The 24,075-nt window shown below is 37.8% G+C and carries 20 protein-coding genes; 11 read left to right on the forward strand and 9 right to left on the reverse strand.

The genetic code is table 11. From position 1 onward, the window contains the following. Positions 1–3 precede the first annotated feature (3 nt). The 6 genes from ccoN (at position 4) to QF004_RS05850 (ending at position 6,130) form a co-directional block, all read left to right on the forward strand. Positions 4–2,283, forward strand: coding sequence for a cytochrome-c oxidase, cbb3-type subunit I (gene ccoN / locus QF004_RS05825; RefSeq protein ID WP_133439076.1), 2,280 nt, complete (start codon positions 4–6; stop codon positions 2,281–2,283). A gap of 24 nt (positions 2,284–2,307) precedes the next feature. Continuing rightward, positions 2,308–2,499, forward strand: a complete 192-nt coding sequence (locus QF004_RS05830; RefSeq protein WP_133439077.1) for a cbb3-type cytochrome c oxidase subunit 3 — start codon at positions 2,308–2,310, stop codon at positions 2,497–2,499. 19 nt (positions 2,500–2,518) lie between these two features. After that, positions 2,519–3,394: a c-type cytochrome gene (locus QF004_RS05835; RefSeq protein WP_307423875.1), complete on the forward strand. Its 876-nt coding sequence runs from the start codon at positions 2,519–2,521 to the stop codon at positions 3,392–3,394. An 89-nt stretch (positions 3,395–3,483) separates the two neighbouring features. Further along, a complete protein-coding gene (ccoG, locus tag QF004_RS05840) occupies positions 3,484–4,932 on the forward strand; it encodes a cytochrome c oxidase accessory protein CcoG (RefSeq protein ID WP_133439079.1) in 1,449 nt (482 codons plus the stop codon). 8 nt (positions 4,933–4,940) lie between these two features. Next, positions 4,941–5,396 (forward strand): FixH family protein, encoded by a 456-nt coding sequence (locus QF004_RS05845; protein WP_133439080.1) that lies wholly within the window; start codon positions 4,941–4,943, stop codon positions 5,394–5,396. Then, positions 5,387–6,130 (forward strand): sulfite exporter TauE/SafE family protein, encoded by a 744-nt coding sequence (locus QF004_RS05850; protein WP_133439081.1) that lies wholly within the window; start codon positions 5,387–5,389, stop codon positions 6,128–6,130. The genes QF004_RS05845 and QF004_RS05850 overlap by 10 nt, the downstream gene beginning before the upstream one ends. 111 nt (positions 6,131–6,241) lie before the next feature. On the opposite strand, the gene serS is transcribed toward QF004_RS05850, so the two are convergent. The 9 genes from serS to QF004_RS05895 form a co-directional block, all read right to left on the reverse strand. Next, on the reverse strand, positions 6,242–7,510 hold the full coding sequence (gene serS / locus QF004_RS05855; RefSeq protein ID WP_307423879.1) for a serine--tRNA ligase: 1,269 nt from the start codon (positions 7,508–7,510) through the stop codon (positions 6,242–6,244). Positions 7,511–7,578: 68 nt separating this feature from the next. Next, positions 7,579–8,073 (reverse strand): hypothetical protein, encoded by a 495-nt coding sequence (locus QF004_RS05860; protein WP_133439083.1) that lies wholly within the window; start codon positions 8,071–8,073, stop codon positions 7,579–7,581. A 147-nt stretch (positions 8,074–8,220) separates the two neighbouring features. After that, on the reverse strand, positions 8,221–9,153 hold the full coding sequence (locus QF004_RS05865) for a lipopolysaccharide biosynthesis protein (protein ID WP_307423884.1): 933 nt from the start codon (positions 9,151–9,153) through the stop codon (positions 8,221–8,223). A gap of 331 nt (positions 9,154–9,484) precedes the next feature. Continuing rightward, positions 9,485–10,621 (reverse strand): glycosyltransferase, encoded by a 1,137-nt coding sequence (locus QF004_RS05870; RefSeq protein ID WP_307423887.1) that lies wholly within the window; start codon positions 10,619–10,621, stop codon positions 9,485–9,487. A gap of 71 nt (positions 10,622–10,692) precedes the next feature. Continuing rightward, on the reverse strand, positions 10,693–11,190 hold the full coding sequence (locus tag QF004_RS05875) for a hypothetical protein (protein ID WP_307423889.1): 498 nt from the start codon (positions 11,188–11,190) through the stop codon (positions 10,693–10,695). 165 nt (positions 11,191–11,355) lie between these two features. Then, positions 11,356–12,138, reverse strand: a complete 783-nt coding sequence (locus tag QF004_RS05880) for a (Fe-S)-binding protein (protein ID WP_133439087.1) — start codon at positions 12,136–12,138, stop codon at positions 11,356–11,358. Between the two features lie 69 nt (positions 12,139–12,207). Beyond that, complete coding sequence (locus QF004_RS05885; protein ID WP_307423892.1) at positions 12,208–13,536, reverse strand: 4Fe-4S dicluster domain-containing protein; 1,329 nt, start codon at positions 13,534–13,536, stop codon at positions 12,208–12,210. Positions 13,537–13,547: 11 nt separating this feature from the next. Then, on the reverse strand, positions 13,548–14,498 hold the full coding sequence (locus QF004_RS05890) for an MlaD family protein (RefSeq protein WP_133439089.1): 951 nt from the start codon (positions 14,496–14,498) through the stop codon (positions 13,548–13,550). Between the two features lie 129 nt (positions 14,499–14,627). Beyond that, positions 14,628–16,769 carry a peptidylprolyl isomerase gene (locus QF004_RS05895; protein WP_307423896.1) on the reverse strand — a complete coding sequence of 714 codons (2,142 nt, stop codon included), beginning with the start codon at positions 16,767–16,769 and terminating at the stop codon, positions 14,628–14,630. 235 nt (positions 16,770–17,004) lie between these two features. Between QF004_RS05895 and lon the strand changes: the two genes are divergently transcribed. The 5 genes from lon (at position 17,005) to QF004_RS05920 (ending at position 24,068) form a co-directional block, all read left to right on the forward strand. Further along, complete coding sequence (gene lon / locus QF004_RS05900) at positions 17,005–19,410, forward strand: endopeptidase La (RefSeq protein WP_133439091.1); 2,406 nt, start codon at positions 17,005–17,007, stop codon at positions 19,408–19,410. 57 nt (positions 19,411–19,467) lie between these two features. Beyond that, complete coding sequence (locus QF004_RS05905) at positions 19,468–20,595, forward strand: AI-2E family transporter (protein ID WP_307423899.1); 1,128 nt, start codon at positions 19,468–19,470, stop codon at positions 20,593–20,595. A gap of 293 nt (positions 20,596–20,888) precedes the next feature. Then, the gene (gene pgi, locus QF004_RS05910; RefSeq protein ID WP_307423903.1) at positions 20,889–22,529 is read left to right on the forward strand and encodes a glucose-6-phosphate isomerase; all 1,641 of its coding nucleotides are present in this window, start codon (positions 20,889–20,891) and stop codon (positions 22,527–22,529) included. Positions 22,530–22,558: 29 nt separating this feature from the next. Further along, positions 22,559–23,443: a bifunctional 5,10-methylenetetrahydrofolate dehydrogenase/5,10-methenyltetrahydrofolate cyclohydrolase gene (locus tag QF004_RS05915; RefSeq protein ID WP_307423905.1), complete on the forward strand. Its 885-nt coding sequence runs from the start codon at positions 22,559–22,561 to the stop codon at positions 23,441–23,443. Further along, positions 23,436–24,068 (forward strand): 7-carboxy-7-deazaguanine synthase QueE, encoded by a 633-nt coding sequence (locus QF004_RS05920; protein ID WP_307423908.1) that lies wholly within the window; start codon positions 23,436–23,438, stop codon positions 24,066–24,068. Before QF004_RS05915 ends, QF004_RS05920 begins: the two co-directional genes overlap by 8 nt. Positions 24,069–24,075 lie beyond the last annotated feature (7 nt).

The raw sequence follows: 24,075 nt of genomic DNA on the forward strand, positions 1-24,075 counted from the left end.
TATATGGAAACACAGAAGTTTAGTTATGACAATAACATTGTGCGAGCCTTCCTTTATGCAACAATAGTATTTGGTATTGTTGGATTTTTATTAGGCCTTACGGCAGCATTAATGTTATTCTACCCAGAACTTCCGGAATTCTTTTTCGGAACAGATGATGCAACGATTGTAAGTTTGCGAAGTGGAAATCTACAAGGTCTTATCAACAGCCACGGTGCTCTTGGTTTTGGCCGTATCAGAATGCTGCATACCAGTGCGGTAATTTTTGCATTCGTTTGTAATGGTTTTTTCGCGGGAGCGTACTACTCTATGCAGCGACTCCTTAAAACAAGAATGTACAGCGACACCCTTTCCTGGATCCATTTCTGGGGCTGGCAGCTGATGATTGTATCCGTTGTTATTACTTTTTTAATGGGTATCAATACTTCAAAAGAATACGCAGAACACGAGTGGCCAATCGATATTTTGATTTTAGTAATCTGGTTGGTTTTCGGATTCAACATGTTCGCAACGATTATAAAAAGAAGAGTCCGTCACCTGTATGTTGCCATCTGGTTTTATTTGGGGACATGGGTTGCGATTGCGATGCTTCATATTTTCAACAACTTAGAAGTTCCTTTATCATTTACAGGCTGGAAATCTTACTCCGCTTATGCTGGAGTTAAAGATGCTCTTGTACAGTGGTGGTATGGTCACAATGCAGTAGCGTTCGTATTGACCACGCCTGTTTTAGGATTAATGTATTATTTCTTGCCAAAAGCTGCCGACAGACCGATCTTCTCTTATAAACTGTCGATTATTCACTTCTGGTCATTGATCTTCGTTTATATCTGGGCAGGTCCTCACCACTTGCAGTACACCGCAATTCCTGGCTGGGCACAAGCTTTAGCGACGGGATTCTCGATTATGCTGATCGCACCATCTTGGGGTGGAATGCTGAACGGTTTGTTAACCCTTCGTGGAGCGTGGGATAAAGTTCGGGAAAACCCAATTCTTAAATTCTTTGTCGTTGCAATTACCTGTTATGGGATGGCAACTTTCGAAGGACCAATTTTAGCAACAAAAACTTTAAATAAAATTGGACACTACACTGACTGGGTAATTGGTCACGTTCACATTGGTGCACTGGGATGGAATGGTTTCATGACTTTCGGTATGATCTATTATTTGATTCCAATTATGTGGAGAACAAAAATATGGTCTGTAAAATTAGCTAACTGGCATTTCTGGCTGGGAACTTTAGGAATTATTTTCTACGCTGTTCCTTTATATATTGCAGGATTTACCCAAGGATTAATGTGGAAACAATTTAATCCGGACGGAACATTACTATACAAAAACTGGCTGGATACTGTAACCGCAATCATCCCTTATTATCAAATGAGATTCGTTGGTGGTTTGCTTTATATTGCCGGAGCTATCCTGATGTGTGTGAACGTTGTTGCAACGGTTAGAAACGGTTCATTCCAAAAGAACGTTCCTGCGGAAGCTCCCGCTTTAGCAAAAATTTCAAATCAGAGAAAAGAAGGAGAAGGTCTTCACCTTTGGATAGAGCGTATGCCGACACTACTTACCATATTATCTTTTGTTGCGGTAGCTATCGGTGGTTTTGTAGAAATTGTACCTACTTTATTAATTAAAGAAAATGTGCCGACGATCGCAGCGGTAAAACCTTATTCACCGCTTGAATTAGAAGGTAGAGATTTATATATCAGAGAAGGATGTAACTCCTGTCACACCCAAATGATCCGACCATTCCGTGATGAAGTTGTACGCTTCAACGGTAAAAATGGTCAGTATTCAAAAGCGGGTGAATTTATCTACGACAGACCTTTCCTTTGGGGATCAAAAAGAACCGGACCGGATTTGCACAGAGAAGGCGGTAAAAACCCAAGTTCGTGGCATTACAAACACATGCTGAACCCAAGAGTAACTTCAGCCGGATCGATTATGCCGCGTTACCCATGGTTAATCGCAAGAGATTTAGACAGAAGCCAAATGGTTGCTAAAATCGAGCTGATGAAGAATACATTCGATGTACCTTATACCAAAGCACAAATCGATTCTGCAGATTCATGGGCAGACAATCAGGCAAGTTTCATCGTTAAGCAGATCTTCTCGGAAGCAGCAGACGTGAAAAACGCTTACGAAGCTAAGAAAAAAGCAGACGGTGCGAACTTTGTTCCATTAGAGAAAAAAGAGATTATTGCATTGATCGCTTATTTGCAGAGACTTGGAACTGATATCAAAACAACTGAAATTCAAACCGCAAGTATAAAGTAATTCATCTAAAAAGGAGCTAAAATAATGATACCTCAAAGCGTAAAAGACATTTTATCAAACGGCGAAAATGTAGGTTTTTACCAGACATTATCGATGATCCTATTTTTAATTTTCTTTTTAGGTATTATCTTTTATGTTTTCTCGCGACCGAAAAAACATTACGATAAAGAAGCAAATGCCCCTTTAGATGATGATATTGAAGATCAAAATCTTTAATTTAAAAAATTAAACTATTATGAGACAAAGAACGCCCGTATATGTAAACATTGCCGTAATACTTACGATTTTATTGGTCGTGTATTATATGTTTGTGCAGGAATCAGCATTCCTATCTTCTCCCTATTTTTGGGGCACAGTGGTAATCAGTATAATTCTTGCAATGATTCAGCATGCAATTGGCGACCTGATCGAAAATGATCAATTCAAAAAATTAACTGATGCAGAGAAAAGCGAATACATCACTGCTAAAAAAGTACCTTATTTCAAAGGATTATATGCAAGTGCTTTTAAAAAGCAGTCTACCACCGAAGAAAAAGACATCCTTATCGACCACGGTTTCGACGGGATTATGGAGTTAGACAATCAGTTGCCAAAATGGTGGTTAGGTCTTTTCTATTTTGGAGTTGCATACTGTGCGGTTTATATGATTTCCTATTTCACCACAGATTTTGCACATCAATATGTAGAATATGATGCGGAATATAAAGCGCAGACCGCGAGCATCGCAGAATATGTTAAAAACACACCGCCGCCGACCATAGAAAATGCAGTATATTCTCCAGACAATATCGCAGCAGGTGAAGAAGTTTTCAAAACAAACTGCGTGTCCTGTCACAACGAAGGAGGAAGAGGAGGAATTGGTCCGAACTTAACAGATAATACCTGGATCAACCAACCGGAAAAAACATTGTTTAAAAATGTCTTCCACGTTGTAGAAAACGGAGTTGCCGGAACTGCGATGCAGGCATGGGGCAAAAATGGTGTACTTACCGGTTTCGACATTCAAAATGTTGCAGCCTATGTTTACCATATCAACCAGGAACAACCTCCTATTACGGCATCAGAAGGTGGGGCAGCCCCGCAGGGAACTCCTGCTAACTGGCAAAAATAAGAACTAAAAACAAAATTACTATGAAAACATAATTCGTTATCTTTAACAAAAGAAGGTAACGGATTATGTTTTTTTAATTTAAGAAAGAAATGTCAGAAGATAACAATTTCAAAGGCGGACAAGGACAGGTAGTTGAAGCCGAAACTTTCAGAGATTCCGTGGGTACCATGGAACAGTCTGGAAAACGGAAATGGGTCTTTCCCAGAAAACCACAGGGCAGATACACCAACTACAGAACACTGGTGGCCTATTTTTTACTTGCCCTTTTTTTTGCGCTTCCGTTCATTAAAATTAATGGAAATCCTTTTTTACTTTTAAATATTCTCGACCGTAAATTTTTTATTCTCGGTCAACCCTTTTTCCTGCAGGATTTTTTCATTCTTGCCCTCGGAGCAATTACCTCGATAGTATTTATTATTCTTTTTACGGTAGTTTTCGGAAGAATTTTTTGTGGCTGGGTTTGTCCGCAAACCATTTTCCTGGAAATGATTTTCCGTAAAATAGATTATCTTGTCGAGGGTGACCGCAACAAGCAGATGAAATTAGACCGGCAGGAATGGAATGCCGAAAAAATCGGTAAACGTGCATTGAAATATTTTATATTTCTGATAATATCTTTAATTATCACCCACTGGATGTACATGTACATCGTTGGTTATAAAGAAGTTTTCAACATCATGCAGCAAGGCCCTTTCGCGAACTTCTCAAGCTTTTTAGTAATGATCATCTTTACCGCAGCGTTCTACTTTACCTTTGCCTGGTTCAGAGAGCAGGTGTGTACATTGGTTTGTCCATACGGAAGATTGCAGGGGGTATTAATCGATAAACAAACCATTAATGTTTACTACGATTTCAAAAGAGGAGAAAACCGCTCAAAATGGAGAAAAGGCGAAGACCGTTCCGCAGAAGGAAAAGGAGACTGTATCGACTGTAACCAATGTGTCGTAGTTTGCCCAACCGGCATCGACATCAGAGATGGTCAGCAATTAGAATGCGTCAACTGTACTGCCTGCATCGATGCCTGCGACGAGGTAATGGTAAAAGTGGGTCTTCCAAAAGGTCTTATCCGGTATGCAACTGAAGATGAGATCGAAAAAGAAGTTCCTTTCAAATTCACCAACAGAATGAAAGCGTATACGGCTGTTTTATTATTAATGGTGGGTTTCTTAGGGTTTCTGTTAAGTAACAGAGGTTCACTGGAAGCTAAGTTCATCAAACCTGCAGGATCTACATTCTTTGTCAGAGACGGTAATATTACCAACATCTACAATTATACTTTCCTGAATAAATCTACAAAAGATCAAATGGTGACCATCAAAGTAATCGAACCGCAACACGGTAAAATTACACTGAGTGGTGAGGAGAAAATTCTTCTTAAAAAAGATCAAATAACAAAAGGTACAGTGAACTTAAGTTTTCCTGAAAATGAAATAAAACTGTCGAAACAAAAAGTGAAAATCGGCGTTTACGATCCATCAGGAAAATTACTCGACTCTTTCGAAACCAGTTTCGAAGGACCATTTAAAATTCAATTCTAATTAAAAATATGTTTAAAAAGTTAACGTGGGCACACGGCGTAATTATCGCATTAGGTTCATTTATAGCATTTATTTTGTTTATGGTTTTTGGGTTTACCTATGGCCAGCAAACCTCCGAGTTAGTTTCAAATGACTACTACGGTGACGAACTGCTTTATCAGGAAGTAATCGATGCTAAAAGAAATGCAGAACATCTGGCTGAAATTCCAAAATACCAGGAAATGGCGGCAGGAATGAAAATCACTTTCCCAACCGAAATCGTGCCGGAAAATAAAAATGTAAAATTTGAACTTTTCCGCACCGACGATGCCAATCTGGACGTGAAAAAAGAAATTAATTTAGATACCAACAATGAAATTCTTGTCCCAAAACAGGTCATATCAAAAGGTTCATACACTCTAAAAATAAAATGGTCTCATGATAAAAAACCTTATCAGGTAGACTACGACGTTTTATGGAAATAGCACTTATCATTTCTGCACTTGGGTTGGGATTTGCGTCGGGCTTTCACTGTATTGGAATGTGTGGTCCCATTGCTTTATCGCTGGGACTTACCAAAAAACAGGCAACTAATTTCTATCTCCAAAATTTAACGTATCAGTTTGGAAGGATCATCACCTACTCTATTTTAGGAGCGATTTTAGGAATTATCGGGCAAGGTTTTGAAATGGCCGGATTTCAACAATACCTGACTATTGGTGTCGGGATCCTGTTAATCCTGATGGCGGTATTTTCTTTCGGAGGGAAAGATTTCGCCTCAAAAATTCCTTTTCTGACTACTTCATTATTAAAAGTTAAATTAAATTTATCTAAACTCCTTCAAAAAGCGGACTACCGCTCAAGATTTGCAACCGGACTTCTCAATGGACTTCTGCCTTGCGGTATGGTTTATATGGCATTAACTGCGAGTTTGGTCTCAGGTGGAATTTGGCAAAGTGCATTATTTATGGGACTTTTCGGATTAGGAACATTGCCATTTATGTTTATGGTAGTACTGCTGGGGAATTTGATGACTACCGCTTTCCGAATTAAAATTCTAAAATTCGTTCCTGTGATGATGATTGTTTTAGGAGGTCTTTTTATTCTTCGCGGTATGGAAGTCGGCATTCCTTATCTTTCTCCAAAAAAAGAAGCAATGCAGGTCATCCACAATGATTCTCCTGACCATTTGAAAGGAAACCATGAAAGCTGTCATTAATATTTTTGAGAAACTCTATAAAGTTTAAAATAACACTTACAGCAGATTTTAAAAAATAAAAAACCATCGGAATTCCGATGGTTTTTAGTTATTGTAAAGATTTTAAGACTTCTAATTTATTAAATCAAATTTGGCATATTCTGCAACTTTCGCCGGAAGTTTAATTCCGTGTTCCGTTTGATTATTTTCTAACAATGCTGCCATAATCCTTGGTAAAGCCATCGCAGAACCATTTAAAGTATGAACCAGCTGTGTTTTGCCGTCACCTTTATATCTGCATTTCAATCGGTTTGCCTGAAAAGTTTCAAAATTAGAAACCGATGAAACTTCTAACCACATTTCCTGAGCAGCACTCCAGACTTCAAAATCGTAAGTCATCGCTGCAGCAAAACCGGTATCGCCTCCGCACAATCTCAAAATCCTGAAAGGCAATTCTAAATCGACCAAAATTGATTTCACATGTTCTACCATTCCTTCTAAAGCAGCATACGAGTTCTCTGGTTTTTCAATGCGGACAATCTCTACTTTTTCAAATTGATGCAATCTGTTCAAACCGCGAACATGAGCGCCGTAACTTCCGGCTTCTCTCCGGTAACATTGTGAAAAGGCCGTGTTTTTTATCGGCAGATCCTTTTCATCCAAAATCACATCACGGTAAATATTCGTCACCGGAACTTCTGCTGTAGGAATCAGGTACAAATTATCTTCATTGATGAAATACATCTGCCCTTCTTTGTCCGGCAACTGCCCGGTTCCGTATCCTGACGCTTCATTCACCACGTGTGGCGGATTCACTTCCATATACCCGGCATCTACATTTTTATCTAAAAAATACTGAACCAAAGCCCGCTGTAATCTTGCCCCTTTCCCCAAGTAAACAGGGAAACCTGCACCTGCGATTTTCACGCCCAGTTCAAAATCGATGATATTATATTTTTTCGCCAATTCCCAATGCGGAATCGCGCCTTCGCCCAAACCTTCAACATCATGAGACTGATAAATAATTTCATTATCATCCGCGCCATTTCCGGCCACTACTTTTTCGTAAGGAATATTAGGAATTAAATAAAGAATTTCTAAAAGACGTGCTTCAGCAGCTTTCAGTTTTTGTTGAAGATCTTGTGCATTTTCTTTAAATTCCGAAGTTTTCGATTTGGCAGCTTCGGCCTCCTCTTTTTTACCTTCCCTCATTAATAGACCGATTTCTTTGGAAATGGTATTCATTTCTGCTAAATTCTGATCCAGTTGGAACTGCAATTTTTTTCTTTCGTCATCTACAGAAACCGCCTCACCGACCAATTCCGTTTGTTTGAAATTTCTTTTATGTAAACCTTCTAAAACGCGTTCTTTATTATCGCGCAAAAACTGAACTTGTAACATATCCTAATTGATGTATATTTCTGTGAATTTCTTCCTGACAGTAGAAGAATGAACTGCAAATTTAGTGATTATTTGACGATTTTCACGGTATTTGGCTGCCCGTCAACTTTAGTAAACTGAAGCACGCCGTTATACCAGATTTTCGAAACCTGAAAAAGTTCCGGTGTCGATTGATATTGAACTGTCATGGTATCATTGGTAATCCGGTTGGAATTATTAATTTTCTTCGTAAGCTGTAACGCAATTTTGGACTCATACGTTTTGGAATTTCCAGAGGAATCGATCCCAATTCGTTTTGCCCCAGCGAGATATTCAATATAATTAATGGTATCTGCATCCTTCTTCATTGAAACTGAAACCGGAGCATTATCTGTCAGTCCATAAACATCATTCATCGAAGAAGAAATATAAGATCCCGGTATTTTCGCATTCAGCATATCCTGTCCCAAAGAATCGATGTACAAATTGATGACCTGATCTATTTTCTGCACCGGTTCCTCCTCATTTCTACAGGAAAGGAAAGCAAAAAACACCAACAAAGTTATAAAAAACAAATTTTTCATTGATACAAAGATAAATAAATATGTATGTTCGCTTTTACTAAAAAAAATTATAATGCTAAGATTCCCAAAGATTATATTTACAAAACCCTGTTTTTAAGTCTATTTTTAAGTTCGTAAAAGCGTCATCATAAAATGATAATTTTTAATTTAAGATAACTTTCTTACTATCTTTCTTAGGTAAAGATTGAGATCTGATTTGGAAATGAGATAATCTTGAATTTTAAAATTGGTTATCGAAAAAAATTTCCAAAAAAGCACCCCTGATGAAACACAATAAGAAACTGTAGTAACTAAACAAGCGCCAAATATCCCCCATTTAGGAATAGCATAAAATGACAAACAAATAGTAATTAAAAATCCTATAACTGATTTAACATTTAATATTCCTAACCGATTGGTTCCCGCAAAATAATACCCTATAATATTGCTTACTGCGATGGCGACAATTCCAGGTGACAGCAATAATATAATCTTTTTGGTTTGATAAAAATCTTTACTGAAAATAACTGTATATACCTTTTCCGGAACCAAAAGCATGATTGCGAGAAAAAACACAGTTACAAATAACGTAATTTTCAGAGACGACTTTGTTTTTGTAATGGAATCCTGTTCATTTTTACTGTTAATTACGTCTGCATATAAAATAACTGCGAGACTTCTACTAAGGGTCCATATCGCTTCGGAAAACGCTACTCCAATAGAGAACACTCCAACGGTAGCGATTCCTTGGAAATATTCTAAAAAATAGAATGAAAGCCGGTAGTTTAAAAATTGAATAAACGCACTTAATTGTGTTTTCCAACCATAACTGAACATTGCTACAATTATTACAATAGAAAATGTAAAATTTGAAAGTTTAGATTTACTTAATATTTGAAAGCTGCTCAAAAAAAACAATATCGTATAACAGAAAATCTGGGCAATAAAGTAAGTTGCAACATCTTCAAAACCTACAACATAGATCAAAACTATAAGAAATAAAAAATGGACCAACTGTTGTAAAATCGTATATAAATTAAAGCGACGGATATCTTTTCTGCCAATAAATAAATTGATATTGGCCGAGAGCAGCGAAAACAATATTGATATAGGTATTAAGTACAAAAGATAGTCATCCTGCCGAAAAACTAAAGAAAAAGTCAATGGCACGACAACTCCTACAATGATTGACCAAAGATAGGCGTAGAGTAAAACCTGCTCCGTTTTAAATTTCGAGGAAAAATAAGAAATACTGCTGCCCGAAAACACGCTGCTGAAAAAGCCTACAATTGCCGCATTGGCAATAAGAATTGCAATTACACCTTTTCCCTCGGTTCCCCACATGTTCGTGGAAAAAATAACCAAACCAAAACTTAATACTAAAATTAAAAATCGGGAAATAAAGGTTTGAACGATTGTAAGTTGTTTCATCTTAATCCTTATGAATAAAAAGCGTTACGAAATCCGTAAAAGAACGTCGAATAATTTCCCAATTATATTTCCCTTCATATTCTTTTCGCGCAGCCACGGCGTGTTTATCATATAAATCCGTATTCTCGATATACTGAATGATATAATCTGCAATTAAATTTGAATTTTCCGGATTGACTAAATACCCGAATTTAGAAACATTTACAAATTCTCTCGTCGCTTTGAGATCAGTGTAAATGACAGGTTTACCGGCAGCGGCGTAATAGAAAATCTTTATCGGTAAACAGTGATTATTTTCAATATTGCTGGTTCGTAAGTCAAAACAAATATCTGCTTCCGAAAATGATTCTGTAAACTTTGCAAATGGAGTAGGTTTCTGAATTGAAACATTTGCCCATTTATACATTTTTACTAAATTTTCAAAATGGAACTGTTCTCCTTCCGATCTTGCTCCGCCAATAATAAGAATTTTAATTTGAAGAAGGGGTCTTTTTTTTCGTAATGCTCTACTAGCATTAAAGAAGTTATCTATTCCTTTTTCCTTGGAAATTTCGCCAGTATAACAAAGTGTAATTTCATTGGCTTTTAATTTTTTAATGTTTTTTTGAATATAAATTTCGCTCGGAAAATAGGGCAAAACCAACTTTAATTTGCGGGGAAAAAGATAGGCCAAAGGAAACTTCTTCGTGTGTTCGCCGAAAATAAATGCCGAACTTATAAAACCAGCATATAACTGAATGAGGCCGAATTTTATAAAATGAAATAATTTACCAAAAAAAGAGTAATTTTTAAGCATCCTTTTAGACGGGTACCACTCGGTAATGTCATACAAAACAGGCGCTTTCCGGTATTTCGTATACTCTTTTGTAGCAATCACTGCTAAAGGTTCCGAACAGATAATACAATCTGGCGAAAAACTAGTGCATATATTCCTGAATTTTTCAGTCTTCTCTTTACTAGAAAGCGTCAATATTCCAAATGACTGAATGAGGACACCTTCAATAACGCCTTGAAAATCAGAGCACAGACTACTTACCATAACCTCATGGCCTTGGGACTTTAATTCCTTTGCCTGATGATAAAAAATTCGGTCATCATCATAATTATGGGCCGTAGTTAAAAAAAGTATTTTTGCCATGTATATAAGAAAAATCCAATATTTAGCCTATCCGGAACCTATTTTAAAACCAAGGAATATTGAGAGTAGATTTACGTGAGATCGGTGAATGTCCCAGCCCAACTTCTCCTCAGGGGCAATAGGAAATCGCTTAAAAAAGCAACATAAGTATTTTTAGAAAAATCGAATACTTCGATGTCCGTTGAGATTTCGCCATTCTTCAAACCACTTCGGAAATCCTGTAATTTCATGGTTTTAATTTCTCCGTTTTCCACAAAAGTTGCTTTCATGCGGTCAAATAAACCGAGTTGAAATTCCTGATCAATTCTTTTCATCACAACGCCTAAAGCGTCAATTGAACAGCCCGAGGCCACTTCTATCTCTTCGTCAACACAAATAATGATGAATTGGTTTTTCTCAATTTTAAAGGAAGATGACAATGGTTTCCCATGTGCTGCCCATGTTGCCAAAAAATCATATAATTGCTCGGTAATCACTTTACTTTCTTTCGCTGTAAAAGGTCTGGAAGCCGGATAAATAATTACCCGGTAATCATTGGTTTCTACGATGGTTGATTCTTCAATTTTCATTTTTCTGCTTCTTTTTTAATTCAATAAATCCTAGAACGATCATCATAAGACTTGCTCCCGCACTCCAAAAATTAATTTTTTCGGTATCGAAATCTGCTGACCAAAGGTTAAGCACCAATAAAAATGCACCTGCAGTCATCAAAAAATAAGGAATGTTCTTTCTCATTATAAATCGTCGGCTTCTGCTAAAAGCTCGGCGATATCTTTTACGGAAACTTCCGTATTATTAAAATGTTTCACACCATCAGTCATCATCGTATTACAGAACGGACAACCGGTTGCAATAATATTCGGGCTTTCCCCTAACGCTTCTTCTGTTCTTTCAACGTTGATATCTTTATTTCCTTTTTCAGGTTCTTTAAACATCTGAGCGCCGCCTGCTCCACAGCATAAACCGTTGGATTTACAACGTTTCATTTCCACCAGTTCTGCATCTAATTTTTGCAAAAGCTGTCTTGGTGCTTCATATTCGCCGTTTCCCCGTCCAAGATAACACGGATCGTGGAAGATGATTTTCTTTCCTTTAAAAATACCGCCTTCAATTTTCAGGCGACCTTCTTCCATTAATTTTCTTAAGAATTGAGTGTGATGAAGAACTTCATAATTCCCGCCCAATCCCGGATATTCATTTTTAATGATATTAAAACAGTGCGGACAGGCGGTAACAATTTTCTTTACGCCATACCCGTTCATGATTTCGATATTGGTGTGCGCCATCATCTGAAAGATAAACTCGTTACCGGCACGCTTGGCAGGATCTCCGTTACAGGATTCTTCCTGACCCAATACGGCAAATTCTACCCCGACTTTATGCAAAATTTTACATAATGATTTGGTAACTTTCTTTGCGCGGTCATCAAAACTTCCCATACAGCCTACAAAAAATAGAACCTCTGGCATTTTTCCTTCGGCAGCATAATCTGCCATTGTTTTTATAGTGAAATCCATAATTAGTTTACCCATTTATCAATATAACAATTTACCGATAAATTGTTATGCTGCTACATTATTACATTGTTATTCGCTTGCCCACTTCAGTCGGTCAGCCTGATTGTACTGCCATGGAGCGGCGTTGTTTTCTATATTGGACATCATCTGATTGAGCTCCTGCGGTGCTGCAGATTGCTCCATGACTAGGAATCTCCGCATCTCGATAATAATAGAAAGCGGATCGATCAGAATCGGACAGGCTTCTACACAAGCGTTACAAGTGGTACACGCCCAAACTTCTTCTCGTTGAATATGGTCGTCTAATAACTTCTTACCGTCATCTACGAATTTTCCATTTTTGTTGATGTTTCTGCCCACCTCTTCGATCCGGTCACGGGTATCCATCATAATTTTACGTGGAGACAATTTCTTGCCCGTAATATTTGCCGGACAAACGGCCGTACATCTTCCACATTCTGTACAGGAATAGGCGTTGAGAAGCTGAACCTGTTTTAAATCGAAGATATCGCTGGCGCCAAATTTTTCGGGAACTGCGTTTGGATCTGCATCTGGTGTTGCGGCGTAGGGATCAGCATTGGGATCCATCATTAACTTAATTTCTGCGGTAACAGAATCTAAATTATTAAATTTCCCTTTCGGTTCTAAATTAGCGTACCACGTATTCGGGAAAGCCAAAATAATATGAAGGTGTTTCGAATAATACAGGTAATTCATGAAGAATAGAATCCCTATAAAGTGAAACCACCACGCTCCTCTTTCTGTAAAAATTAAAGCTCCGTCACCAAAGTTCTGAAAAATTGGGCCTAATAAAGTTGAGGAAACCGGAAAACTACCATGAGCAGCGAGAACCTGTCTTTGCTGCAAAACCCAGTCAGAAGAATTCATGGTTAAGAAGGCAACCATTAAGGCAAACTCAATAATCAAAATCCAGTTTGCATCATGTTTCGGCCAACCAAAAAGCTCCTTCATCGTCAATCTTTTGACCCCGTAGAAATTTCTTCTGATAAAAAAAACGACCACCGCAATGATAACAAGAAAAGCTAAAATTTCTAAAGTCGCCGTAAAAGCACCGTATAGAGAATCACCAAAAATACTTGCTAAAAACCGGTGGGTTCCGAAAATCCCATCGACAATTATTTCGAGCAGCTCGATATTGATAATAACAAATCCCACATAAACGATCACGTGAAAAAATCCGGCAATAGGTCTTTTTCCCATTTTACTTTGACCGAGAGCTACTTTTGCCATGGTTTCCCACCGTTTCGATTTCTGGTCAGAGCGGTTGCTTTCTTTACCGAGTTGAATGTTGCGGTAGATTTCCTTCAAACTTTTAAAAAAAAGGCCAAACCCTACAACCAGGGCGATGAAGAAAATAATATTGTCAATATACTGCATATTGAAGGGTTTTAGTCTTTGTTATTTTTCCCGAAAACCGAGAAATTCAAATATCTTTTTGGATTTGCTTTTAAATCTTCTACCAATTTATTCATGTTTTCGGCAGTTTGATTTAGGTTATCGTAAAGTTGCTCATCTTTTGTGAGTTTACCAAGACTTCCTTCACCGTTTTGTATGCCAGAAATAATACCATTCATTTTATCTGCAGTAAGACTTAATTTATCAATGGTATTATTTAATTTTTTCACATCAACTTCATCAGCTACCCGACCATATTTATCGATTGCAGCTTTCGCACTTAAAGTGGCAAGATTGGCGTTGTCCAACACTTTTTGTATGCGCGGATCGCTGTTTGCAAGTAGTGAATTGGTCTGTCTGGATGTTACTTCGAATGCCGCAACGGTTCTATTTAAGTTATTGAGCAATTCCCGGATTTCTGCACGGTTCTGTTCATCAAAAATTTTATTGGCATTATTCGTTAATGAATCCACTCTTTTCAAAACGGTTTGTAACTGGTCTTTTACGGGACCTACCTGAGACGAAATATTGTTCATCATCGATAATTGGAAGCTTCCGGAAAGGGTATCACCATCTTTTGCCATAGGTCTGCCGTACTGCAGATTCAGCCGCATTTCTTTTCCAGACATCAAACCGGGTTCAAAAATCTCTAAAGTCGATTTTTTGGAAAACTCAAAATTATCATCAATTATTACCTTTACCACAAAATGAATTCGGCCGTCTTTTTCGGTAACAGGAATGATCTTGTCAACCTGACCAACTTTCAAACCGTTTATAGACACTGGATTAGAAGCCGCTAACCCCTCAACATTGTCGAACTTGGCATAAAAGATATTATCGGTAGTGAAGAGACTTTTTCCCTTCATAAATTGGAATAAAAATACGAATCCAATAATTGCTAAAATAGCGATAAGGCCTGCTTTTATTTCTTTTGTGAATTTCACTTTTCTTTAAATTTTAGGGAACAAATATAATACATTTTAAATAAACCGCCGACAGAAGCAAGAAAACTGAAAACAAAAAAAAGCGACCTTTTACAGTCGCTTTCATCAATTATTTTATTTATAAAATCACTATTGTGAAACTTTATTATAAATTTCGATTCTATAATCTTTAATTTTTGCGTTGTCTTGTAAGCTTTTCAATAATGCCTGACCGAACTGCTGCGAACTTTGTCTTGCAATAGCTTCAGTCATTTGCTTTAGGTCTCCCGGTTGTTTATTGGTGGTTTCGGATTTTTTCAAAACAACATATACTCCAGTCATTCCTTCAACAGGATTAGAAAGTTTGTTTTTCGCAACTCCAAATGCGGCTCCGGCAACCTTAGGCTCCATTGCTCCATTAACCTGTGGGTTCAGCATATTTACCTGGGCAGATTGTTTGGCTACTCCAAACTGTTTCGCGATTTGATCTAAGTTTGTCGCTTTGGCTGCATTGATTTTATCAGAAATCTGGTTGGCCATCAATTTGTTTTTCACAATCGGTTCGATTTGCTCTCTTACCGCTTCCGGATTTGCTGTTCCCGCATCCTGGATTCCATTTACATAAGCAATAACCTTATCACCTGTTCCATCAACCGTAAAAATATCGGTATCTCCTTTTTCTCTTTTCTTATTAAAAGCCCAAGCGATGATTTCCTCATCTTTGTCTGTTCCTAAGCCAGGAAGTTGTCCCTGAAATCTTCCAACTTCTGTCGGATTAGAGAAGTTATAATTGTTTTTCTTCGCAATGTTTGCAAAATCATTGAAGCTTTTTCCCTGAACCTGCTGGATAAATTTGGTCGCTTTCGTATAGACTTCATTTTCCGTTTTGTCAGAAGCTTTAATCGCTTTTACTAAGTTAGCCACTTTATAAGTCATGGCACCTGATTTCTTATCTTCGATATTGATGATATGGTAACCGTACTGCGTTTCTACAACCGAAGTTGCGCCTTTTCCGTTGGTCGCCAGGAAATGTAAATATTCTGGAACGAATGGTGTAGCAGGTGTAGTCCAGCCTACGCTACCTCCCTGTGCTGCAGAACCCGGATCGGAAGAATATTTTAAGAATTCTGTAAACTTGGATGGATCCGCTTTCACAACAGCACCAATTGAATCGGCCAATTTCTTAGCCTGCTCTTTGGTTCTCGTTGCATCTCCGCCTGCCTGATTTCCTTTATAGCTAACCAAAATATGACGGGACAATGTAGAATCTGATGGTTTTTTATCTAACAGTTTAGAAACCACATAGAAATTCTGTTCTTTGTAAGGTCCGAAAGTTGCGCCAACACTCGCAGTTGCAACCTTGTCTCTAATCGGCATCGGCAACTGATCTTTCGAGAAGTAGCTTGGGTTAAATGGCAAATCAGAATTCAAAGCAATAAACATGGAATCGTTTTTTGTGTTTTGAAAACTTTCTTTTCCGCTCAGGTCATTTCCTTCTGTAAATAATTTATTGATATCTGCCTCGGTAGCTGCATCATCCTGCGCACTGGGTGCAGCCGGAAAATATACAAGACCTAAATTTCTACTCGCCTCTCTCTTGAACAGGATCGGATGTTTCTTGATATAATCAGCCAGATCATTGGTCGTTACTTTAACCGGATTTTTTTTAGCATATTCCGCATAGTCCACTTTTACAAAATCGATGTCTGCAAGTTGATCTCTTTGCTTCATGATTTCCTCTGCTTCTTTTTTGCTTGCGGTAATCCCGGTAGTAACGTTAGCGAAAAGTTGTCTCGCCATCATTCTGTACTCGATCGATTTTCTCGTTTTCAACCAGTTATTATATGCTTCAAGGTTGGTTCCTTTCATTTGCTCTACCTGACCTTTGATCTCCTGAACTTTGAAATTACCTTTCTCGTCAAACAATTCTTTATTCTGTGCAAACATAGGATCAAACTGCAGTTGATTCCAGAACATATCTTCTGTTAAAGTCAAACCCATTTTTTCAAACTGTTGCTTGATAAGTTTAGACTGTACCAGCAATTGCCAAGCCTGCTCTTCCAAACCTTTTGTAGGCTGGCCTTGCTGTTGTGCTTGCTGCTGAAGCATAAAAAGTTGATCATCGAAATCTTCTTTAGAAATCTCTTCACCGTTTACTTTACCGTAAACACCTGGCTCTGCGCCAAATAACTTTTCAAGACTATCCGGATTAACCACGAAAGCCAACATTGCTACTGCAATAATTCCCATCAAAAGCCAGGGTCTGTTTCTTATTTGTCCTAAAATTGCCATCTTTTTTGTATAATTTTATCAGTTTGCGAAAATACACATTTTTAACAGATTAGAAAAAAAATTGCACACTTATTTAAAACTGTCTGTAAAGTGGCGGTAATTTTGTCTAAATTTTTGCTTGGCATAATGCTTGTCAATTTATGCAAACCTTTTTAATACCCGCACATATAAGACAAATACGGGTAATCACCTTTAATTATTTATAAAAAATGACAATTTGTCATTCCATAATATTATGACAGAATTTGAAGACATCAACTTTGATGAAATTTTAGACGACGCTTTCGGTATTATATCAGAAGGAATTAACATTACCGATATGTTGGATACAGAAGAAAACAGTGAACAAACCGTATTTCCAATCCTTCCGGTAAGGAACATGGTGATGTTTCCTAAAGTAATTATTCCCATTACCGCAGGGAGAGAAATGTCCATTAAACTGTTAGAAGAAGCACAGCGAAACAATGAGTTCATAGGTATTCTCACTCAAAACAATTCCGGTATTGAAAATCCTACCACCGGTGATTTATTTCAAGTGGGAACATTGGCGAAAATCCTTAAGATCATTAAACTTCCTGAAGGCAATATCACCGCCATAACCAGAGGTTTCCAAAGATTTAAAATAAAAGAATTCACCGGAACAAAACCGTATTTTACCGCAGAAATAACCAAACTCAAAGACACTTCCAGCAAGAAAAAAGAAGAGTATGAAGCGTTATTGGATAACATAAAAGACTTGGCACTCAAAATAATCGACATCGATCCAAACATTCCGAACGGCGCCAATTTCGCGATTAAAAACATTTCCAATAATGAAGATCTTCTGAACTTCGTTTGTTCCAACGCTAATTTTTCACCAGATCAAAAGCAGAAATTGCTGGAAGAAAAAAGCCTGATGATCCGTGCTGAAAAGTGCTACACTCTGATGCATGATGAATATCGAAAACTTGAACTGCGAAGCCAGATTCACAATAAAACTTCCAAAGACCTCGACAAACAGCAACGGGAGTATTTCCTGAATCAACAAATCAGAACCATTCAGGATGAATTGGGCGGCGGTCCCGAATCTGATGTCGATGAACTTTTGGAAAAAGCCAAAAAAGTAAGATGGAACGACGAAGTTGAGGAACATTTCAAAAAAGAAATCAACCGGCTGCAAAGACAAAATCCGAATTCTCCGGATTATAACGTTCAAAGGAACTACCTGGATTTCTTCACAGAATTACCTTGGGAAAAATACTCAAAAGACGTTTTTGACATTATTAAGGCCGAAAAAGTTTTAGACAAAGCCCATTATGGTTTAGAAGATATTAAAAAGAGAATTTTAGAACACATGGCGGTTCTGAAACTCAAAAACAATATGAAATCGCCGATTCTCTGTTTAGTTGGCCCTCCGGGAGTTGGGAAAACGTCATTGGGAAAATCGATTGCAGATGCTTTGGGCAGAAAATATGTGCGGGTTTCCCTGGGCGGACTGCATGACGAATCTGAAATCCGTGGCCACCGCAAAACCTATATCGGTGCGATGGCAGGGCGAATTCTTCAATCCATTAAAAAAGCAGGAACCTCCAATCCTGTAATTGTTTTGGATGAAATCGATAAAATCGGACAGGGAATTCATGGCGATCCAAGTTCTGCATTATTAGAAGTTTTGGATCCGGAACAAAACAATTCGTTCTATGATAATTTTCTAGAAATGGGTTACGACTTATCGAAAGTGATGTTTATTGCGACTGCAAACTCTCTTTCCACCGTTCAAAGACCACTTCTTGACCGAATGGAAATTATCGAAATCGCGGGTTATACTTTAGAAGAAAAAGTAGAAATCGCCAAACGACATCTCATTAAAAAACAGCAGGAAGAAAATGGTCTAAATGCAAAATCATTCAAACTTGGCAACGCGGAACTGAAACATATTATCGATGCGCACACTTCAGAAAGCGGCGTTCGTGGTTTAGAAAAACAAATCGCTTCCATTGCGAGATGGGTCGCTTTGCAAACTGCGATGGAAAAAGAATATGATCCGAAAATAACCATAGAAAAAGTGGACGAAATCTTAGGGGTTCCCCGTCCTAAAAGTCTGTCAGAAATTACCGGAGTTCCGGGTGTTGTCACCGGTTTAGCCTGGACTCAGGTTGGTGGCGACATCCTCTTCATCGAAAGTATTCTGAGTGAAGGAAAAGGAAACCTGACCATGACCGGAAATCTTGGAAATGTGATGAAAGAATCTGCCACGATCGCGCTTGAATATATTAAAGCAAAACACGACGAATTGGGAATTTCTTCAGAAGATATCCAGAAAAACAACATTCACGTTCACGTCCCGGAAGGCGCAACACCAAAAGACGGACCGTCTGCCGGAATCGCAATGCTGACTTCGATTGTGTCGAGTTTTAAGAATAAGAAAGTCAAATCACATTTGGCGATGACCGGCGAAATTACCTTGCGTGGAAAAGTACTTCCTGTGGGCGGAATCAAGGAGAAACTTCTTGCCGCGGCAAGAGCCGGCATCAAAGAAATCATTCTTTGTGAAGCCAATAGAAAGGATGTAGAGGAAATCAAAAAAGATTACCTTAAAAATCTGAAAATCAATTATGTACAGCGAATGAGCGAAGTCATTGATCTGGCCATTGAAAAATAGAAAAACAGAAAACGCTTCAATTTATTTTGAAGCGTTTTTTTATAAAAAAAAGAAAATTTGTCGTTATTTTGTGATATGAAAGATATTAAACTCCCTTTTATTGCTAAATTAGCCTTGGTACTCATCAGTATTTTGGCTTTAGGATATTTGGCCAAAATCGGCAAAGGCGTTTTAGCACCCCTCTTTTTCGCTATTTTAATGGCGTTGTTATTTCTTCCTTTTGCCAATTTTCTGGAGAGAAAACTAAAGTTCTCAAGAACAGTTTCTACCTTTTCATCGCTTTTGATCATGTTGCTTTTTTTGACAGGATTAATCTATTTTTTCTCCACGCAATTAAGCGATTTTGTCAATGATTTTCCCATTTTGAAAGAGCAGGTTACAAGGTCATTTAATGAATTGCAAATCTGGGTTTCCCAAACTTTCCATCTCAATTTTGCCAAACAAATGAGCTATATCAATCAGGCATTAGATAAATTGCTTTCTTCTACAGGACTCATTTTAGGCTTCACCGTTTCGATGTTTTCATCGACGATGGCGTTTTTTCTTTTCAGTGCCTTATTTTTCATCTTCATCCTGAATTACCGGCGTGTTTTATACCAGTTCATTATATCTATCTTTCAAAGCCAACATTTTAAGAAAGTAAATGAAGGAATTGTTGAAATTCAGAAAATCATCAAAAATTATATTTCTGGATTATTTATTCAGATTATTATAGTCAGCAGTTTAACGAGTATTTTGCTTTCCGTTTTAGGAGTAAAATATGCCATCCTTTTAGGCGTTTTAAGCGGCTTGCTGAATGTAATACCTTACATCGGCATCCTATTCTCCTGTTTAATCGCATGTGTGATCTCTTTTGCAACCGGTGGAACTCATATCCTTTTTGTCCTGATAGGTTACGTAGTCATCCATTTGATAGACGGGAATATAACCCTGCCTTTGGTGGTAGGTTCAAAAGTAAAAATCAATGCCCTGTTTACTTTTATCGGCCTTTTAATCGGTGAGGAATTGTGGGGGATTTCCGGTATGTTTTTGAGTATTCCTTTTTTAGCAATTTTGAAAATTATTTTCGAAAGAGTTGAAGGCTTAGAACCTTGGGGCAGAGTTTTAGGGGAAGAAACGAAAGTAAAAAAAGCGCGTAAAAAATACAAAATAACTAAAAATATTACTTTGGAAGAAAAGGAATAGTCTAAAAATCTGTTTATTAAGCTATTGTATTTTAAAATTGATTATTTGTAACTCCAGGAAATAATTCAAAAATCTCAGTTTTGCTTGATTTAAATCCAAATTTTAAAAAGCGGTGATTGCGGCGAAAGATTGACAGAACCTACTTCTATAAAAAGATTAATTACAGACAAAATAAGTTTTTGAAACCCACAAGCCTTACTCTCCTTATATTTCTTGGAGGTTTTATTTTTCCGTAAATTTGCGATTATTTTTAAAACATCAAAGTTTAAAATCTCTAATTTAAAATCTCTCAAATGTTACCCAAAATAAATCCTACCCACACCACAGCCTGGAAAAACCTCCACGAACATTTTGCTCAAAACGATTTCGATCTGCGCACTCTTTTTCGACATAATCCTGAACGTTTTCAGCAGTTTTCGGTTAAAAGAGAAGATTACCTTTTCGATTTTTCTAAAAATTTAATCGATCAGAAAACCTTTGATCTTTTACAAAGTCTGGCAGCAGAATGTGATTTAAAATCCGCAATCGAAGCCATGTTTTCCGGTGAAAAAATAAATGAGACCGAAGGACGGGCAGTTCTTCACACCGCATTACGGGATTTTTCAGACAAAGAGATTTTAGTGGATGGAGAAAATATAAAACCGGCGATCAAAAGAGTTTTAGACCAGATGAAAAACTTCTCCGGGAACGTTATTTCCGGCGAACACAAAGGTTTTTCAGGAAAAGAAATTACCGATGTCGTGAATATCGGAATCGGCGGCTCAGATTTGGGACCGGTGATGGTTTGTTCAGCATTAAAGCATTTTAAAACAAGATTGAATGTTCATTTTGTTTCGAATGTTGATGGAAATCACATCGCAGAAGTTTTGAAAAATTTAGATCCGGAAACCACGCTTTTCATCATCGCTTCTAAAACTTTTACGACTCAGGAAACGATGACCAATGCAGAATCTGCGAAATCATGGTTTTTGAAATCGGGAAAACAGGACGAGGTTGCGAAACATTTCGTGGCACTTTCTACCAATATCGAAGCCGTGAAAAATTTCGGGATCGCCGAAGAAAACATTTTCGAATTCTGGGACTGGGTTGGCGGAAGATATTCACTCTGGAGTGCGATTGGCTTAAGCATCGTACTTTCGGTAGGTTACGAAAATTTCGAACAGCTATTAATGGGAGCGAATGAAACCGACATTCATTTTCAAACCGCAGATTTTAAAGAAAATGTTCCGGTATTAATGGGACTTCTCGGAATTTGGTACCGTAATTTCTTCGATGCCGGAACGTATGCGATACTGCCATACTCTCAATATTTAGATCGTTTTGCGGCATATCTTCAACAGGGAGATATGGAAAGTAATGGAAAATGTGTAGACAGAAATGGTGAATTTGTAGAATATGAAACCGGCCCTATTATTTGGGGAGAACCAGGCACCAACGGTCAACACGCTTTTTACCAGTTGATTCATCAGGGAACAGAATTGATTCCGGCTGATTTTATTGCTTATGCAAAATCATGCAATGTGGTTTCTGACCATCAGGAAAAATTATTAGCAAACTTTTTTGCCCAGACAGAAGCATTAGCTTTCGGAAAAACCGAAGAAGAAGCAAGAACAGAATTAGAAAAATCAGGCATTTCGGAAGAAGAAATTCACAGGTTGGTCAACTACAAAGTCTTCCACGGAAACACGCCAACCAACTCATTAATTATCAATGAACTAACCCCATTTTCACTGGGACAGCTGATCGCCTTATATGAACATAAAATATTTGTTCAGGGCGTGATTTGGAATATCTTTAGTTTTGACCAGTTCGGCGTAGAATTAGGGAAAGTTTTGGCAGGGAAAATTTTATCTGAATTAAAGAATAATGAACCTGTTACCACTCATGATTCCTCTACAAATGGTTTGATCAAATATTTCAACGAGAAAAAGTAAATCTAAAATAAATCTAAAGTAAAAACGAAATGGCACAAATTCTCGATGGACTGAAAGTCTCCAAAGAAATAAAAGAAGAAATACGCATGGATGTTGACAAAATTGTTCAACACAATAGACGTCCGCCACATTTGGTAGCGATTCTGGTTGGGAAAAACGGCGCAAGCATGACTTATGTGAATAACAAAATCAAAGATTGCAAAGAAGTTGGTTTCAAATCTTCCCTAATCGATTTTCCAAGCACGGTGTCCGAAGCGGAACTTTTGGAAAAAATCGATGAACTCAATAAGTCGAAAGAGGTGGATGGATTTATCGTTCAGCTCCCTTTACCAAAACAAATTGATCAGGAAAAAATCATCATGGCAATCGATCCAAGGAAAGATGTAGATGGCTTCCACCCGGAAAATTTCGGAAAAATGGCTTTGGAAATGGACACCTTTTTACCCGCAACTCCATTTGGAATTTTGACTTTATTAGAAAGATATCATATCGACACCAAAGCCAAACACTGCGTGGTAATCGGCAGAAGCAGGATCGTAGGAAAACCGATGAGTATCCTGATGGGAAGAAAAGATTTCCCCGGAAATTCTACGGTCACCCTTACGCATTCTTACACTCCTCATATCGAAGAATTCACCAAAAAAGCAGACATTATCATTACCGCTTTGGGCGATCCCAATTTCTTAAAAGCAGATATGATTAAAGAAGGCGCAATCATCATCGATGTAGGAATTACCCGCGTTGAAGATCAATCTGAAAAAGGATACAAACTGGTGGGCGATGTAGATTTTGAAAGTTGCAAAGAAAAAGCGAGTTGGATCACTCCCGTGCCAGGCGGAGTGGGTCCTATGACACGGGCCATGTTGATGAAAAACACCATTTTGGCTTATAAAACCTCAGTATATAATGATTAAAAAAGAAGAAAATATTTTATTGGAACAAGGTAAAATGCTCCCCGTGATGGAGCATTTTTACACTTTACAGGGCGAAGGCGCCCATACCGGAAAAGCCGCCTATTTCATCAGACTGGGAGGCTGCGATGTCGGCTGTCACTGGTGTGACGTGAAAGAAAGCTGGGATCCCAATTTGCACCCTTTGATGGATACTGTAGAAATTGCAGAAACTGCAGCGGGTTTTTGTAAAACCATCGTTTTAACCGGTGGCGAGCCTTTAATGTGGAATCTGGAAATCTTAACCAACAGACTGAAAGAACTTGGTTGTGAAATTCATATCGAAACTTCCGGGGCGTATGAAATGAGTGGGACGCTTGATTGGATTACCCTTTCACCAAAGAAAACAGGCTTACCAAAACCAGCAATTTATGTTAAAGCCAATGAGTTGAAGATGATTATTTTCAATAATAATGATTTAAAATTTGCGGAAGAACAGGCAGCGAAAGTTTCGGCAAACTGCGTTCTCTATCTTCAAAGTGAATGGAGCAAAAGAGATGAAATATATCCGAAAATTACCGATTTTATCCTGGCAAATCCAAGATGGCAGGCATCGGTACAAACACATAAATATTTGAATATTCCATAAATTACAT

It is taken from the genome of Chryseobacterium sp. MDT2-18, from assembly GCF_030815285.1.
Classification (GTDB): domain Bacteria; phylum Bacteroidota; class Bacteroidia; order Flavobacteriales; family Weeksellaceae; genus Kaistella; species Kaistella salivictor.

Excerpts from the sequence above, each read along its gene's own strand:
- ccoN (WP_133439076.1), top strand. The coding sequence starts at position 4 with ATGGAAACACAGAAGTTTAGTTATGACAATAACATTGTGCGAGCCTTC.
- QF004_RS05830 (WP_133439077.1), top strand. The coding sequence starts at position 2,308 with ATGATACCTCAAAGCGTAAAAGACATTTTATCAAACGGCGAAAATGTA.
- QF004_RS05835 (WP_307423875.1), top strand. The coding sequence starts at position 2,519 with ATGAGACAAAGAACGCCCGTATATGTAAACATTGCCGTAATACTTACG.
- ccoG (WP_133439079.1), top strand. The coding sequence starts at position 3,484 with ATGTCAGAAGATAACAATTTCAAAGGCGGACAAGGACAGGTAGTTGAA.
- QF004_RS05845 (WP_133439080.1), top strand. The coding sequence starts at position 4,941 with ATGTTTAAAAAGTTAACGTGGGCACACGGCGTAATTATCGCATTAGGT.
- QF004_RS05850 (WP_133439081.1), top strand. The coding sequence starts at position 5,387 with ATGGAAATAGCACTTATCATTTCTGCACTTGGGTTGGGATTTGCGTCG.
- serS (WP_307423879.1), bottom strand. The coding sequence starts at position 7,510 with ATGTTACAAGTTCAGTTTTTGCGCGATAATAAAGAACGCGTTTTAGAA.
- QF004_RS05860 (WP_133439083.1), bottom strand. The coding sequence starts at position 8,073 with ATGAAAAATTTGTTTTTTATAACTTTGTTGGTGTTTTTTGCTTTCCTT.
- QF004_RS05870 (WP_307423887.1), bottom strand. The coding sequence starts at position 10,621 with ATGGCAAAAATACTTTTTTTAACTACGGCCCATAATTATGATGATGAC.
- QF004_RS05875 (WP_307423889.1), bottom strand. The coding sequence starts at position 11,190 with ATGAAAATTGAAGAATCAACCATCGTAGAAACCAATGATTACCGGGTA.
- QF004_RS05880 (WP_133439087.1), bottom strand. The coding sequence starts at position 12,138 with ATGGATTTCACTATAAAAACAATGGCAGATTATGCTGCCGAAGGAAAA.
- QF004_RS05885 (WP_307423892.1), bottom strand. The coding sequence starts at position 13,536 with ATGCAGTATATTGACAATATTATTTTCTTCATCGCCCTGGTTGTAGGG.
- QF004_RS05895 (WP_307423896.1), bottom strand. The coding sequence starts at position 16,769 with ATGGCAATTTTAGGACAAATAAGAAACAGACCCTGGCTTTTGATGGGA.
- lon (WP_133439091.1), top strand. The coding sequence starts at position 17,005 with ATGACAGAATTTGAAGACATCAACTTTGATGAAATTTTAGACGACGCT.
- pgi (WP_307423903.1), top strand. The coding sequence starts at position 20,889 with ATGTTACCCAAAATAAATCCTACCCACACCACAGCCTGGAAAAACCTC.
- QF004_RS05915 (WP_307423905.1), top strand. The coding sequence starts at position 22,559 with ATGGCACAAATTCTCGATGGACTGAAAGTCTCCAAAGAAATAAAAGAA.
- QF004_RS05920 (WP_307423908.1), top strand. The coding sequence starts at position 23,436 with ATGATTAAAAAAGAAGAAAATATTTTATTGGAACAAGGTAAAATGCTC.